Here is a 13,535-nt window from a genome sequence, read left to right as displayed (position 1 = left end):
AGCGTTATCCGCCCTACGGCTGCCAGAGGCGTAGGCGACAACGGGACGGGAATATTCCTGCCAACAGGATGTATCACCTGGCAGACAAACACCTTGCTGGCGGCGAAGCATCGCCGGACAAGACAAGGAGAGCCGTCATGCATCCCCACGCCCATACCGAAAGCCTGCAACTACTGCGCAAGCTGGCCAACGGCATAGATCCCCGCCACGACGTTCCCCTGGCGGCCAATGATCCCTGCCAGTCGCCTGACGTCATCCGCGCCCTGTTCCATGCCATCCAAGCCCTGGAAAGCGCCCCCGACAAGGAACGCGCTTCGCCCGTGAAGGCCGGTAAGCCCTGGACACAGGAAGAGGAAGCGACACTGATCGGACGTCATGAAGCGGGCGAGCCGCTGACCGCGATCGCCCGCGCCCACGGCCGCACGACAGGCGGCATACGCTCGCGCCTGAAGCACCTGGGCTTGATCCAATAACACAAACGCCGCCCTAGGGGCGGCGTTTCAACTTGCGTAGACCAGGAAAAATCACGTCCCGTAACTGAGCACCTGGGCGCGCTGGCGCAACGCGACGATGACATCGTCCTCCATCCGCCCCTCCTGGATCAGCAGGTCACGGCGAACCGACTGGATCGCTTCCTCGCGCTGGTTTTCATCGGCCAGTTGCTGGCCATCGATCACCCGGCGCAATACCACCTCGCCGTCGTCGTTGGTCAGAGTCAGGATGCGGCCACCATCGGGGCGCGCCGGGCTCAGGGCCGGAGTGTAGGGAGCGAAGGTCTCGGTCAGCAGCACGCTTAGCCGGTCCATGTCATATCTCCTTGTTGCGAAATGAAAAACCTGAAGAGAAGACATCGCGGCCGGCGATTAAGTTCGTCCTGCTTATTACCGCTGGTCCATAAAGGCCTGACAGTCGCCCATGAAAAAGCCCGCCATGAAGGCGGGCTTTTTCATCGATCCGTCACGGATCAGAGCGGCTTGCCACGGTTGCCGTGGGCGCTGACGAAGGCCTGGACCTTGGCCAGTTCGTTCGGCAACACAGTGCAACGCTCTTCGCGCTGGAACAGGTCGGCCAGGTGCGCCGGCAGCGCCGGAACGGCTTTGATGCCGGCCTTCTCCACGGCTTCCGGGAACTTGACCGGATGCGCGGTACCCAGGGTGACCATGGGCACGGCCAGGCTGCGACGGCATTCGCGGGCCGCACGCACGCCGATGGCGGTGTGCGGGTCGAGCAGTTCGCCACACTCGGCGTAGACCTGGGCGATGGTCTCGCAGGTCTCTTCGTCGTTCACCGCCAGGGAATCGAACAGGCGGCGGGCTTCGGTCCAGCGGTCATCTTCGACGGCCAGCTTGCCGGTGGCCTTGAAGTTGTCCATCAGCTCGGCGACGGCCTTGCCGTTGCGGCCGTGCAGGTCGAACAGCAGGCGCTCGAAGTTGGACGAGACCATGATGTCCATGGACGGCGACAGCGACGCGTGCAGGGTGTCCTTGTCGTAGCGGTTGCCGGACATGAAGCGGTGCAGGATGTCGTTGCGGTTGGTCGCGACGATCAGCTGGCTGACCGGCAGGCCCATGTTGCGCGCCAGGTAGCCGGCGAAGATATCACCGAAGTTGCCGGTGGGCACCGAGAACGCAACGGAACGGGCCGGCGCGCCGAGCTGCAGGGCAGCGTGGAAGTAGTAGACGATCTGGGCCATGATCCGCGCCCAGTTGATCGAGTTCACCGCCACCAGACGGGTGCCCTTCAGGAAGCCCTGGTCGGCGAAGCTGGCCTTGACCATCTCCTGGCAGTCGTCGAAGTTGCCTTCGATGGCGATGTTGTGGATGTTTTCGCCGAGGATGGTGGTCATCTGGCGGCGCTGCACCTCGGACACACGGTTGTGCGGGTGCATGATGAAGATGTCGACGTTCTCGCAGGCCTTGCAGCCTTCGATGGCGGCCGAGCCGGTATCGCCGGAAGTGGCGCCCATGATCACCACGCGCTCGCCGCGCTTGGTCAGCACGTGGTCGAGCAGGCGGCCGAGCAGCTGCAGGGCGAAATCCTTGAAGGCCAGGGTCGGGCCGTGGAACAGCTCCAGCACCCACTCGTTGCCGTTCAGCTGACGCAGCGGCGCCACGGCGTTGTGGGCAAAGACACCATAGGTCTCTTCGAGGATCTTCTTGAAGTCGGCGTCGGAGATGCTGCCGGCAACGAACGGGCGCATCACGCGGAAGGCCAGCTCGTGGTACGGCAGGCCGGCCCAGGAGGCGATCTCTTCGACGGTGAAGCGCGGCAGGTTTTCCGGCACGTAGAGGCCGCCGTCGCTGGCGAGGCCAGCCAGCAGCACGTCTTCGAAGTTCAGCGCGGGCGCCTGGCCGCGGGTACTGATGTAACGCATGGTGTGAAACCTTCGGGTTGGCGGCGGCGCGCAGGCGCCGCCGCGTTCGATTCAGTTCAGTTGTTCGACGCGGATGCGTACGACATTGCCGACGACGTCATCCAGCGCTTCCAGCGCGGCGATGGCTTCGATGATGCGGGACTCGAGCACGCGGTGGGTAACCAGGATCATCGGCACCAGACCGTCATGCTCTTCGACTTCCATCTGCATGATCGATTCGATGTTGATGCCGCGCTCGGAGAGGATGGTCGCCACCTGGGCCAGTACGCCCGGATGGTCCTTGGCCTGGATGCGCAGGTAGTAGGCGCTTTCGCAGGCGTCGATCGGCAGGATCGGGTGGTCGGAGAGCGAGTCCGGCTGGAAGGCCAGGTGCGGCACGCGGTTCTCCGGGTCGGCAGTCATGGCGCGAACCACGTCCACCAGGTCGGCGACCACCGAGGAAGCGGTGGGCTCCATGCCGGCGCCGGCGCCGTAGAACAGCGTGGAACCGGCGGCATCGCCGTTGACCATGACCGCGTTCATCACGCCGTTCACATTGGCGATCAGGCGGTCGGCCGGGATCAGGGTCGGGTGCACGCGCAGCTCGATACCGCTGTCGGTACGGCGCGCTACGCCCAGATGCTTGATGCGGTAGCCCAGCGCCTCGGCGTAGTTCACGTCGGCGGTGGTCAGCTGGGTGATGCCTTCGGTGTAGGCCTTGTCGAACTGCAGCGGGATGCCGAAGGCGATGGACGCCAGGATGGTCAGCTTGTGCGCGGCGTCGATGCCTTCGACGTCGAAGGTCGGGTCGGCTTCGGCGTAGCCCAGGGCCTGGGCTTCCTTCAGCACGTCGGCGAAGGCGCGGCCTTTCTCACGCATTTCGGTGAGGATGAAGTTGCCGGTGCCGTTGATGATGCCGGCCAGCCAGTTGATGCGGTTGGCGGCCAGGCCCTCGCGGATCGCCTTGATCACCGGGATGCCACCGGCCACGGCGGCTTCAAAGGCGACGATGACGCCCTTCTCGCGGGCCTTGGCGAAGATCTCGTTGCCGTGCACGGCGATCAGTGCCTTGTTGGCGGTGACCACGTGCTTGCCGTTCTCGATGGCCTTGAGCACCAGCTCGTGGGCCAAGGTGTAGCCACCGATCAGCTCGATGACCACGTCGATTTCCGGGTTGTTCGCCACGTCGAAGATGTCGGCAGTAATGGGGGTACTGCCGGTATCACACTTCGGATTGGGGCGACGGGCGGCAATCTGCGCAACCTCGATACCACGCCCGGCACGGCGGGCAATCTCCTCGGCGTTGCGTTTGAGTACATTGAAGGTACCGCCACCGACGGTCCCCAACCCACAGATTCCCACTTTCACCGGATTCACGCTGAAACTCCCCATGATTACAGCATCGGGGCGCCTGACGCACCGATGCCCGCAACGAAGCGGGCATGGGAGCAGGCGCCAAATCAGAACAGGCGGACTGCCTGTTCCATAGTCAAAAGGAACCGAACATTACGAAGCGGTTCCCCATTAGTCAATGCAAGCGCAGCCCGCGGCTTACTTGGCTTCCAGCGCCAGCTTGGCGATCTGGCCGGCCGGCTGGTAGCCCGGCAGCATCTGGCCGTTGGCCAGGATGATCGCCGGGGTGCCCTGCACACCGACCATCTGGCCCAGTTCCAGCTGCTTGTTCACCGGGTTGTCGCACTTGGCGGCTTTCACTTCCTTCTCATGGAACATGTCGCTCATCGCCGCCTGGCGGTCCTTGGAGCACCACACGGCCTGCAGCTGGGCATCGCCCGGCGAGTTCGGGCCCTGGCGCGGGAAGGCCAGGTAGCGCACTTCGATGCCGCGCTTCTGCAGTTCCGGCACTTCGGCGTGCAGCTTCTGGCAGTACGGGCAGGTGGTGTCGGTGAAGACAGTGATGTGCGCCTTGGTCTCGCCCTTGGCCGGGAAGACCACCATGTCGGCGGTCGGAATGGCGTTGATGGTCTTGGCCACGCCCGCGCTTTCGGCAGCTTCGGTCAGGTTGGTCGGCTTGCCGTCCTTCACCTGGTAGATATTGCCCTGGACGACGAACTGGCCGTCGGCGCTGGCATAGAGCACGCGGCCGCCCTTGAGCTGCACCTGGTAGATGCCTTCGAGGGGGCTCTTGGCGATGGCCTCGATGGGCAGGTCAGGTTGCAGGGACTGCAGAGTGGCACGGATTGCCTGGTCCGGCTCGGCGGCCAGGGCAAGGGTGCTGGCGAGGCCGAGGGCCGCGGCAGCCAGAAGTCGGGACAAACGCATGGAAAACTCCTGATGTCGGTCGGCGAAGACTATCACACAAGCCCTCGCGGGCCGAGCCGTGGGCTTGTAGCTGAAAGCTACGGGGTTCGCAGGGCCGGAAAGATCGAAGGAATTCGAACGGGACGCATATCCGAGCAAGGGTGATCGTAGCGGCGACTCACCCGCGAGGATGGTGCTGAGCATGAAGGTCCTGCAATCGGGCCCGGGCAATGTGGGTATAGATCTGCGTTGTGGAAAGATCACTGTGTCCCAGCAGCATCTGCACCACCCGCAGATCGGCGCCGTGATTGAGCAGATGAGTGGCGAAGGCGTGGCGCAGGGTGTGCGGCGACAGGCTCTTGCCGATGCCGGCGACCTTCGCGTGCAGCTTGATGCGGTGCCAGAAGGTCTGGCGGGTCATCTGCTCGCCGCGCAGGCTGGGGAACAGCACATCGCTGGGCTTGCCACCCAGCAGGTCCGCACGCGCTTCACGCATATAGCGCTCGATCCACAGGATGGCTTCCTCGCCCAGCGGCACCAGCCGCTCCTTGCTGCCCTTGCCCATGACGCGCACCACGCCCTGGCGCAGGTTGACCTGTTCCAGGGTCAGCCCGACCAGCTCGCTGACCCGCAGGCCGCAGGCGTAGAGCACTTCCAGCATGGTGCGATCGCGCAGGCCGAGCGGGTCGTCGGTCTCCGGCGCGGCCAGCAGCGCTTCGACATCGGCTTCCGAGAGCGATTTGGGCAGCGGCTTGCCCAGTTGCGGCAGCTCCACCAGCAGCGTCGGGTCTTCGCCGATCAGCCCCTCGCGCAGGCAGTAGCGGTAAAAGCCGCGCAGCCCCGAAAGGAAGCGCGCCGTGGAGCGCGCCTTGTAGCCCTCGCCCAGGCGCCAGGCCAGGTGATCGAGGATCACCTCGCGCCCCGCCGCCTCCAGCGCCACCCCGCGCTCGTCGAGCCAGCCGTTGAACAGCGCCAGGTCGCTGCCGTAGGCACTGCGGGTGTTATCGGAGAGGCCCTTTTCCAGCCAAAGGGCGTCGAGGAAACGGTCGATCAGTGAATGTGAAACCGGCATCATGTCAGGCTATATCGATAGAGAAAGCATCGGACTAGTCTTCCACAGCCTCCCCCCGCAACTCCACCGTCAACAGCGCAAGGACCCTGGCTCCAGCATGGACGAACACAGCACCTACTTCGCCTTCGCCGGCATTGGCATCGCCTCTCTGTTCAGCCAGTGGCTGGCCTGGCGCCTGCGCCTGCCGGCCATCCTGTTCCTGCTGCTGAGCGGTATTCTGATCGGCCCCGTGCTGCACCTGCTGACACCGGAACACCTGTTCGGCCCGCTGCTGTTCCCCGTGGTTTCCCTCGCGGTGGCCCTGGTGCTGTTCGAAGGCAGCCTGACCCTGCGCCTGGACGAATGGAAGGAAATCGGCACCGTGGTCCGCCGGATGGTTACCCTCGGCGCGCTCACCACCTGGGGCGTGATCGCCCTGGCGACCCGCTACCTGCTGGGCTTTACCTGGGAAATGGCCCTGCTGTTCGGCGCCCTCACCCTGGTCACCGGCCCCACGGTGATCGTGCCGATGCTGCGGGTGGTGCGCCCCAACGCGACCATCGCCAACATCCTGCGCTGGGAAGGCATCGTCATCGACCCCATCGGCGCGCTACTGGCGGTGGTGGTCTACACCTTCATCGCCGCCAGCGACATCGGCCAGGGCTGGCAGGACAGCCTGCTGACGTTCGTCAGCGTGATCGGCTGCGGCATCGCCTTCGGCCTGGTCGGCGGCCAGGCGCTGGGGGTCGCCCTGCGCCGGCACTGGCTGCCCGACTACCTGCACAACCTGGCGTCGCTGTCCGTGGTCCTGGGCGTGTTCGTGCTGTCGAACAACGTGATGTCGGAGTCGGGACTGCTGGCCGTGACCGTGATGGGCCTGCGCATGGCCAACATGCCGGGCGTCGACGTGAAGCACATCCTGCACTTCAAGGAAAACCTCAGCGTGCTGCTGATCTCCGGGCTGTTCGTGCTGCTTGCCGCGCGCCTGGACATGTCGGCGCTGCTCGGCCTCGGCCCAGCGGCACTGCTGGTGCTGGCGCTGATCCAGTTCGTCGCCCGGCCGCTGAGCGTGATGGTCTCCACCGCCGGCTCCGCGCTGAACTGGCGCGAACGCGCGCTGCTGAGCTGGATCGCCCCGCGCGGCATCGTCGCCGCGGCGGTGTCGGCGATCTTCGCCATCCGCCTGATGGAATCCGGCCACGCCCAGGCCGGGGTACTGGTGCCCCTCACCTTCCTGGTGATCATCGGCACCGTGGTCCTGCAAAGCGCCACCGCGCGCCCGCTGGCCCGGCTGCTGAAGGTCGCCGAACCGGTGCCCACCGGCTTCCTGATCGTCGGCGCCAACCCGGTCGCCCGGGCTATCGGCGTCGGCCTGCAGAACGCCGGGGTGCAAGTGCTGCTCACCGACTCCAGCTGGGAGAACACCCGTGCCGCGCGCATGGAGAACCTGCCGACCTACTTCGGCAACCCCGCCTCGCAGCATGCCGAGGCGCACCTGGACCTGATCGGCCTGGGGCACTTGCTGGCGCTGTCGCCCAATGCCGAACTGAACGCCCTGATGTGCATGAGCTTCCGCCACGAATTCAGCCCCTGGCAGCGCTTCATCCTGCCCAGCGGCCAGGACAGCCGCCGCAGCGAGAAACACCGCATCAGCGATCGCCATCGCGGCCATCCCCTGGGCCAGACGTCCATCACCTACCCGCAGATGGCCAGCCTGATCGCGCGCGGCGCGGAAGTCCGCTCGACGCTGCTCAGCGACAACTTCGGCTGGCCGGAATACCAGGCCCAGCATGGCAGCCGTGCGCTGCTGCTGTTCGCCCGCGACACCAACGGCCGCCTGCACATCGCAAGCCCCGACCGGCCACTGACGCCCGGCACCGGCTGGACACTGATCTCGCTGGTGGAGGAAGCCCCGGAAAATGCCGCGGGTACAAACGAAACGGCACAAGCCGCGACAACCTGACAATCGGCCACGTCAGCCTATCTTTAGGTGGGTGACAGAATCTGCCTGACAGACAATGATTGCATCACGCCATCATTGCGCACACGAAGCTTACCGTCATGCCCAGTCAACAGAACTCCCGCCTCGGTCAGATCCTGGTCAGCAAGGGACTGATCACCGCCCAACAGCTGGACCAGGCCATCCAGCTCCAGCTCGGCAACGGCCTGCGCCTGGGTGAAACCCTGATCCAGCAGGGCTGGATCAGTGAGCGCCAGCTCGGGCGGGCGCTGAAGAAGCAGAACAACGTGCGCCTGGCGGCGACTCTCCTTGCGGCGCTGCTCAGCCCGTTCCAGCTGGCCAGCGCGGACGTGCAGCGTCAGGCTCCGGCGAGCATCACCCGCCATGAAGCGCCCCATGGCCTGAAGCCGCTCAGCGACCACGAGATGAGCGACATCAACGCCCAGGGCTTCGATGACACCCTGCAGAGCCTGCTGGTCAGCGCCGAAGGCGGCGACGGTGTGGGCACCGTCAAGCAGCTCGCGCGGCTGGTGCTGCCGGTGGTGGACAGCCTGGATGCCGAGACCTCCATGCGCGACGTGCAGTACGACACCGCGCACGCCTCCTCGACCCTCAATGCCGACGGCTCGATCAACGTGCGCCTGCCCAGCTCCATCGGCGAAGTGCGTTTCGACAACATCCGCGTCGCCGGCGCGCCGAAGAGCCAGAGCATGGGTAGCCTGAGCCTGCAGAACATCGACCTGTCCCAGGCCTCGCTGAAGATCAGCCTGCGCCACTGAGGCTCGTCCGGAATGAAAAAAGGCGCCCCTGGGCGCCTTCTTTCGTTTCACCGACCGACTCAGACCTCGAAACCGGGCAGGACCGGCACCGGGCGCTTCTCGTCATCGATGGCGACGAAGCTGAACAGCCCGTGGATGGCCTTCTCGCGGCCGTCGGCGGACATGCTCTCGACGAACACCTCCACTTCGACCTTCAGGCTGGTGTTGCCGACCTTCACTACCCGGCCGATCAGCTCGACGATGGAGCCGGCGGGAATCGGGTGCTTGAAGTCGATGCGGTCGGTGGACACGGTCACCAACGGCAAACGGCAGAAACGGGTCGCGGCGATGAACGAGACTTCGTCCATCCAGGCCAGCGCGGTGCCGCCGAACAGGGTGTTGTGGTGGTTGGTGGTGGGCGGGAAGATCGCCTTGGTCACGCGGGTTTCCGCAAGCGCCGTGCGGCGAAGGATTTCTTGCTCTCTGGGGCTCATGCCACTGCTACCTGATGCATTGAAGGTGGCTGCCGGTGCTGCGGGTGTTGTGCTTGTAGTGCGCTGCCGGGGGCAGATGGGGCGGCCGGACCGATCGGCCGGCAAATTCCGGGCAAGAAAAAAGCAGCCCGTGGGCTGCTTTTTTTCGGGAAGAACCGGCGAATTAGGCCAGTTTTTCCTTGATGCGCGCTGCCTTGCCGGACAGGTCGCGGAGGTAGTACAGCTTGGCCTTGCGCACGTCGCCGCGACGCTTGACGGAGATGCTGTCTACCAGCGGGCTGTAGGTCTGGAAGGTACGCTCAACGCCTACGCCGTTGGAGATCTTGCGAACGGTGAAAGCACTGTTCAGGCCGCGGTTACGCTTGCCGATTACAACGCCTTCGAAGGCCTGCAGACGCTGACGGTCGCCTTCCTTCACTTTAACCTGGACGATTACGGTGTCGCCGGGGGCGAACGCCGGAATCTCTTTGCTCATCTGTTCAGCTTCGATCTGCTGAATGATCTTGTTGGTCATTTCGTGCTCCTAAGACAAGCGCTCGGCGCTCGCCATCGATACGTTAACTATCGTCCCGCTGGCGGATGTATTCCTCCAGCAGCTTCTTCTCTTCTCCAGAAAGCGAGCGGCAATCCAGAAGATCGGCACGTCGTTCCCAGGTCCTGCCTAAGGACTGCTGCAAACGCCAGCGCCGGATGTGTTCGTGGTTGCCGCTGAGCAGCACCTCAGGAACACGTTTGTCTGCGTACACCTCGGGTCGGGTGTAGTGCGGACAGTCGAGCAGGCCGTCCGTGAAGGAGTCCTCCTCGGCGGAGTCCACGTGGCCCAGTGCACCGGGCAACAACCGCGTGACCGCGTCAATCAGCACCATGGCCGGAAGCTCACCCCCGGACAGGACATAATCGCCAACTGACCATTCCTCATCGACATGCTCTTCAATGAAGCGCTCGTCGATGCCTTCGTAACGCCCGGCGATCAGGATCAGTCGTTCCTCGTTCGCCAGTTCTTTCACGGCCGCCTGCGTCAGCTTGCGACCTTGCGGCGAGAGATAGATCACCTTCGCCGGTCCGCCTGCGGCTTGCCGGGCATCGCCCAGTGCGCCTTCGAGCGGCTTGATTTTCATCACCATGCCGGGACCACCGCCGAAAGGCCGGTCGTCCACCGTCTGGTGACGGTCCTCGGTGTTGCTCCGCGGGTTGAAGCAATCGAGCTGAATCAGCCCCTGCTTGACCGCGCGACTCGTGATGCCATAGTCGCTGATGGCGCGAAACATCTCCGGAAAGATGCTAATTACCCCTATCCACATGCGCTGAAGGCTCTCATCCACATGGGTTAGAAGTCCGCGTCCCAGTCCACCCGGATCTCACCGGCATCCAGATCCACCGCTTGCACGCACTGATCCGTATACGGGAGCAGGCGTTCACGGTCGTCCAGGCTGCCTGCGCAGGGCTTGACTACCATCACATCGTTGGCGCCGGTCTCCAGCATGTGGTCGAGAATCCCGAACAGTTGCCCGTTCTGGTCGATCACCTTGAGACCTTCCAACTGGCTCCAGTAGAACTCGCCATCGTCCAGCACCGGCAGCTCGCTGCGCGGGACCAGGATTTCGAATTCCGCGAAGGTGCGGGCGATCTCGCGATCATCCAGTCCCTTCAGCTTCGCGACCAGGACATTGCCCTGCACGCGACCTTGAACCAGCTCAGCCTGTCGAACCTCGTTGCCACGCTTGAGCGTCCAGCGACGGTAGTCCAGCAGGTTGTCCAACGGATCGGTAAAGGAATAGACCTTCACCTCACCACGAATGCCGTGCACCGATACGATCTTGCCGAGAACAATCATCTCCTCGGCGGGAGCAGGCTTCGTGTTCATCGATCTCAGGCAGCCTTGGCGGCTTCCTTGATCAGCTGAGCAACACGCTCAGACGGTTGAGCGCCTTGGCTCAGCCAGTAGTTCAGACGTTCCTGGTTGATCGAGACTTTGACCTCGGCACCAGTAGCGACAGGGTTGAAGAAACCGACGCGCTCGACGAAACGGCCGTCACGAGCGTTGCGGCTGTTGGTCACGGTCAGGTGGTAGAACGGGCGCTTCTTGGAGCCGCCACGAGCCAGACGAATGGTTACCATGCGTACGTTGTTCCTATGGTTTGCTTGCAAAAAAGAAATGCAGCCCTCGGGCACATAGCCCGAAAGGCCGCATATTCTATGAGCTAAAGCCCCGCGCCGCAAGCCGCAGCGCGTCCGGCCCGCCGGGCGGCGAGCCGTCTGGGGTCACATCTTGGGCATGCCGCCGGGGAACATGCTCCCCATGCCGCGCATCATCTTGGCCATGCCGCCCTTGGCGGTGACCTTCTTCATCACCTTTTGCATCTGCTTGTGCTGCTTGATGAGACGGCCGACGTCCTGCACCTGGGTGCCGGAACCCAGGGCGATGCGGCGCTTGCGCGAACCGCTGATCACTTCCGGGTCGCGGCGCTCGGCCGGGGTCATGGAGTTGATGATCGCCTCCATCTGCTTGAACTGCTTCTCCGCCGCGTTCTGCGCGTTGCCCATCTGCGACAGGTTGACGCCACCGAGCATCGGCAGCTTGTCCATCAGGCTGCCGAGGCCGCCCATGTTCTTCATCTGTTGCAGCTGATCACGGAAGTCTTCGAGGTCGAAGCCCTTGCCCTTCTTGATCTTCTTCGCGAGCTTCTCGGCCTTCTCGCGATCCATATTCTGCTCGGCCTGCTCGATCAGGCTGAGCACGTCGCCCATGCCGAGGATGCGCGAGGCCACGCGGTCGGGGTGGAACGGGTCGAGCGCTTCGCTCTTCTCGCCCATGCCGAGGAACTTGATCGGCTTGCCGGTGATGGCGCGCACGGACAGCGCGGCACCGCCACGGGCGTCACCGTCGACCTTGGTCAGCACCACGCCGGTCAGCGGCAGGGCGTCGTTGAAGGCCTTGGCGGTATTGGCGGCGTCCTGGCCGGTCATGGCGTCGACCACGAACAGGGTTTCCACCGGTTTGATCGCCGCGTGGACCTGCTTGATCTCCTCCATCATCTCGGCGTCGACGTGCAGGCGACCGGCGGTATCCACGATCACTACGTCGATGAACTTCAGCTTCGCCTCGCGGATCGCCGCTTCGGCGATGGCCACCGGCTTCTGGCTGGTATCGGACGGGAAGAAGGTCACGCCGATGTCGCTGGCCAGGGTTTCCAGCTGCTTGATCGCCGCCGGGCGGTAGACGTCGGCGGACACCACCAGCACGGACTTCTTCTTGCGCTCCTTGAGGAAACGCGCCAGCTTGCCGGCGGTGGTGGTCTTGCCCGCGCCCTGCAGGCCGGCCATCAGAATGACCGCCGGCGGAGCGGCGTTGAGGTCCAGGTCCTCGTTGGCCGCGCCCATCAGCTCGACCAGTTCGGCCTGGACGATCTTCACGAAGGCCTGGCCCGGGGTCAGGCTCTTGGAAACCTCGGTGCCGACCGCGCGCTCCTTGATCTTGGCGACGAAGTCCTTGACCACCGGCAGGGCCACGTCGGCCTCCAGCAGGGCCATCCGCACTTCGCGGAGCGTGTCCTTGATGTTGTCCTCGGTCAGCTTGGCCTTGCCGGTGACGTGGCGCAGCGTTTGCGAGAGGCGATCTGTAAGGTTTTCGAACATGCGCGTTCCTAATCAGACCCGGTCGGGTCAGGGTTTGGCTTGTCAGCAAGCTGGCGATTATAGCGAAGTGCGGCCAGCGCCAACACCGCCGATGATCCCTCTGTGACGGACCGCGCCCAGGCTAGAAGCGAACTGTTCTCAGCGGCTTTCTAGACCCGGCCGTTCTGTGCCACACTCACGGCCTTTCGGGTCCCCCTTCCAAGGACTGTTCCAAGGACTTATGCAACCTCTGCTGCCCAGCCTGATCGCCGCCGTCCTCTATATCGGCACTACCGTCTACCAGAGCGTTAGCCTGGCCCGCCGCACCCCGCCGCAGAAACCGCTGCTCCTCCTGCTGGGCCTGGTCGCCCTGCTCTGCCAGGCCTTCAGCCTGAGCCAGGAGCTGCTGACGCCCGGCGGCCTGGTGCTGGACTTCTTCAATGCCGCCAACCTGATCTCCGCCGAGGTCATCGCACTGACGCTGCTGGCCTGCCTGCGCATCCCGGTGCACAACCTGCTGATCGTTCTTTATCCGCTCGGCGCCCTGACCACCCTGCTGGCAACGCTGGTACCCCACGGCACCATCGAGCCGATCAACGAGCAGCCGGGCATCCTCGCGCACATCCTGCTGTCGATCCTCGCCTACGGCCTGCTGACCATCGCCGTGGTCCAGGCGCTGCTGTTGCTGGTGCAGGACCACCAGCTCAAGCACAAGCATCCGTCGGGGCTGATCCGCAACTTCCCGCCGCTGCAGACCATGGAAAGCCTGCTATTCGGCTTCCTCTGGGGCGGCTGGTCGCTGCTTTCGCTGTCGCTGATCTCCGGCTGGCTGTTCGTCGACAACCTGTTCGCCCAGCACCTGGCGCACAAGACCATCCTGTCCTGCTTCGCCTGGGTGGTGTTCGCCGTGCTGCTGTGGGGCCGCCACCAGTTGGGCTGGCGCGGGCACAAGGCCATCCGCTGGACCCTGGCGGGCTTCTGCCTGTTGATGCTGGCCTATTTCGGCAGCAAGCTGGTCAAGGAATTCATCCTGCACATCTGACGC

15 protein-coding genes are annotated in these 13,535 nt (G+C 64.3%); 4 read left to right on the top strand and 11 right to left on the bottom strand.

Features of this window, described 5'->3' with window-relative positions; genetic code table 11:
- Positions 1 to 137 precede the first annotated feature (137 nt).
- Positions 138 to 473 (top strand): hypothetical protein, encoded by a 336-nt coding sequence (locus tag ACNFBT_RS01985; protein WP_416745982.1) that lies wholly within the window; start codon positions 138 to 140, stop codon positions 471 to 473.
- A 51-nt stretch (positions 474 to 524) separates the two neighbouring features.
- Here ACNFBT_RS01985 and ACNFBT_RS01980 read toward each other — a convergent pair whose 3' ends face one another.
- The 5 genes from ACNFBT_RS01980 to xerD all read right to left on the bottom strand — a co-directional run bounded on the left by ACNFBT_RS01980 (position 525) and on the right by xerD (position 5,687).
- Entirely contained in the window at positions 525 to 806 is a 282-nt protein-coding gene (locus tag ACNFBT_RS01980; protein ID WP_416745980.1) for a DUF3509 domain-containing protein, read from the bottom strand.
- Positions 807 to 964: 158 nt separating this feature from the next.
- Entirely contained in the window at positions 965 to 2,374 is a 1,410-nt protein-coding gene (gene thrC / locus ACNFBT_RS01975) for a threonine synthase (protein WP_416745978.1), read from the bottom strand.
- Between the two features lie 51 nt (positions 2,375 to 2,425).
- A complete protein-coding gene (locus ACNFBT_RS01970; RefSeq protein ID WP_207888031.1) occupies positions 2,426 to 3,730 on the bottom strand; it encodes a homoserine dehydrogenase in 1,305 nt (434 codons plus the stop codon).
- Positions 3,731 to 3,904: 174 nt separating this feature from the next.
- Positions 3,905 to 4,633, bottom strand: a complete 729-nt coding sequence (locus ACNFBT_RS01965) for a DsbC family protein (protein ID WP_416745976.1) — start codon at positions 4,631 to 4,633, stop codon at positions 3,905 to 3,907.
- Positions 4,634 to 4,790: 157 nt separating this feature from the next.
- A complete protein-coding gene (gene xerD, locus ACNFBT_RS01960; protein WP_416745974.1) occupies positions 4,791 to 5,687 on the bottom strand; it encodes a site-specific tyrosine recombinase XerD in 897 nt (298 codons plus the stop codon).
- Positions 5,688 to 5,781: 94 nt separating this feature from the next.
- Here xerD and ACNFBT_RS01955 point away from each other — a divergent pair, with 94 nt between their 5' ends.
- Both ACNFBT_RS01955 and ACNFBT_RS01950 read left to right on the top strand, forming a co-directional pair.
- A complete protein-coding gene (locus tag ACNFBT_RS01955) occupies positions 5,782 to 7,626 on the top strand; it encodes a cation:proton antiporter (protein ID WP_416745972.1) in 1,845 nt (614 codons plus the stop codon).
- A gap of 98 nt (positions 7,627 to 7,724) precedes the next feature.
- Positions 7,725 to 8,402 (top strand): hypothetical protein, encoded by a 678-nt coding sequence (locus tag ACNFBT_RS01950; RefSeq protein WP_416745970.1) that lies wholly within the window; start codon positions 7,725 to 7,727, stop codon positions 8,400 to 8,402.
- 59 nt (positions 8,403 to 8,461) lie between these two features.
- Here the strand turns inward: ACNFBT_RS01950 and ACNFBT_RS01945 are convergent, their stop codons facing one another.
- The 6 genes from ACNFBT_RS01945 to ffh all read right to left on the bottom strand — a co-directional run bounded on the left by ACNFBT_RS01945 (position 8,462) and on the right by ffh (position 12,511).
- Positions 8,462 to 8,875, bottom strand: coding sequence for an acyl-CoA thioesterase (locus ACNFBT_RS01945; RefSeq protein ID WP_416745968.1), 414 nt, complete (start codon positions 8,873 to 8,875; stop codon positions 8,462 to 8,464).
- Positions 8,876 to 9,038: 163 nt separating this feature from the next.
- The gene (rplS, locus tag ACNFBT_RS01940) at positions 9,039 to 9,389 is read right to left on the bottom strand and encodes a 50S ribosomal protein L19 (protein ID WP_416745966.1); all 351 of its coding nucleotides are present in this window, start codon (positions 9,387 to 9,389) and stop codon (positions 9,039 to 9,041) included.
- 43 nt (positions 9,390 to 9,432) lie between these two features.
- Positions 9,433 to 10,176: a tRNA (guanosine(37)-N1)-methyltransferase TrmD gene (gene trmD, locus ACNFBT_RS01935; protein WP_416747171.1), complete on the bottom strand. Its 744-nt coding sequence runs from the start codon at positions 10,174 to 10,176 to the stop codon at positions 9,433 to 9,435.
- Between the two features lie 26 nt (positions 10,177 to 10,202).
- Entirely contained in the window at positions 10,203 to 10,739 is a 537-nt protein-coding gene (gene rimM, locus ACNFBT_RS01930) for a ribosome maturation factor RimM (RefSeq protein ID WP_416745964.1), read from the bottom strand.
- Between the two features lie 5 nt (positions 10,740 to 10,744).
- Positions 10,745 to 10,993, bottom strand: a complete 249-nt coding sequence (gene rpsP, locus ACNFBT_RS01925) for a 30S ribosomal protein S16 (RefSeq protein WP_015478455.1) — start codon at positions 10,991 to 10,993, stop codon at positions 10,745 to 10,747.
- A gap of 144 nt (positions 10,994 to 11,137) precedes the next feature.
- Positions 11,138 to 12,511 (bottom strand): signal recognition particle protein, encoded by a 1,374-nt coding sequence (ffh, locus tag ACNFBT_RS01920; protein WP_416745961.1) that lies wholly within the window; start codon positions 12,509 to 12,511, stop codon positions 11,138 to 11,140.
- Between the two features lie 220 nt (positions 12,512 to 12,731).
- On the opposite strand from ffh, the gene ACNFBT_RS01915 reads away from it, so the two are divergent.
- Positions 12,732 to 13,532, top strand: coding sequence for a cytochrome C assembly family protein (locus ACNFBT_RS01915; RefSeq protein ID WP_416745959.1), 801 nt, complete (start codon positions 12,732 to 12,734; stop codon positions 13,530 to 13,532).
- Positions 13,533 to 13,535: the final 3 nt, after the last annotated feature.

It is taken from the genome of Pseudomonas sp. NY15181, from assembly GCF_048068055.1.
Classification (GTDB): Bacteria; Pseudomonadota; Gammaproteobacteria; order Pseudomonadales; family Pseudomonadaceae; genus Pseudomonas.
The sequence above is the reverse complement of the archived record's forward strand: the minus strand, read 5'-3'. Positions and strand labels throughout refer to the sequence as shown.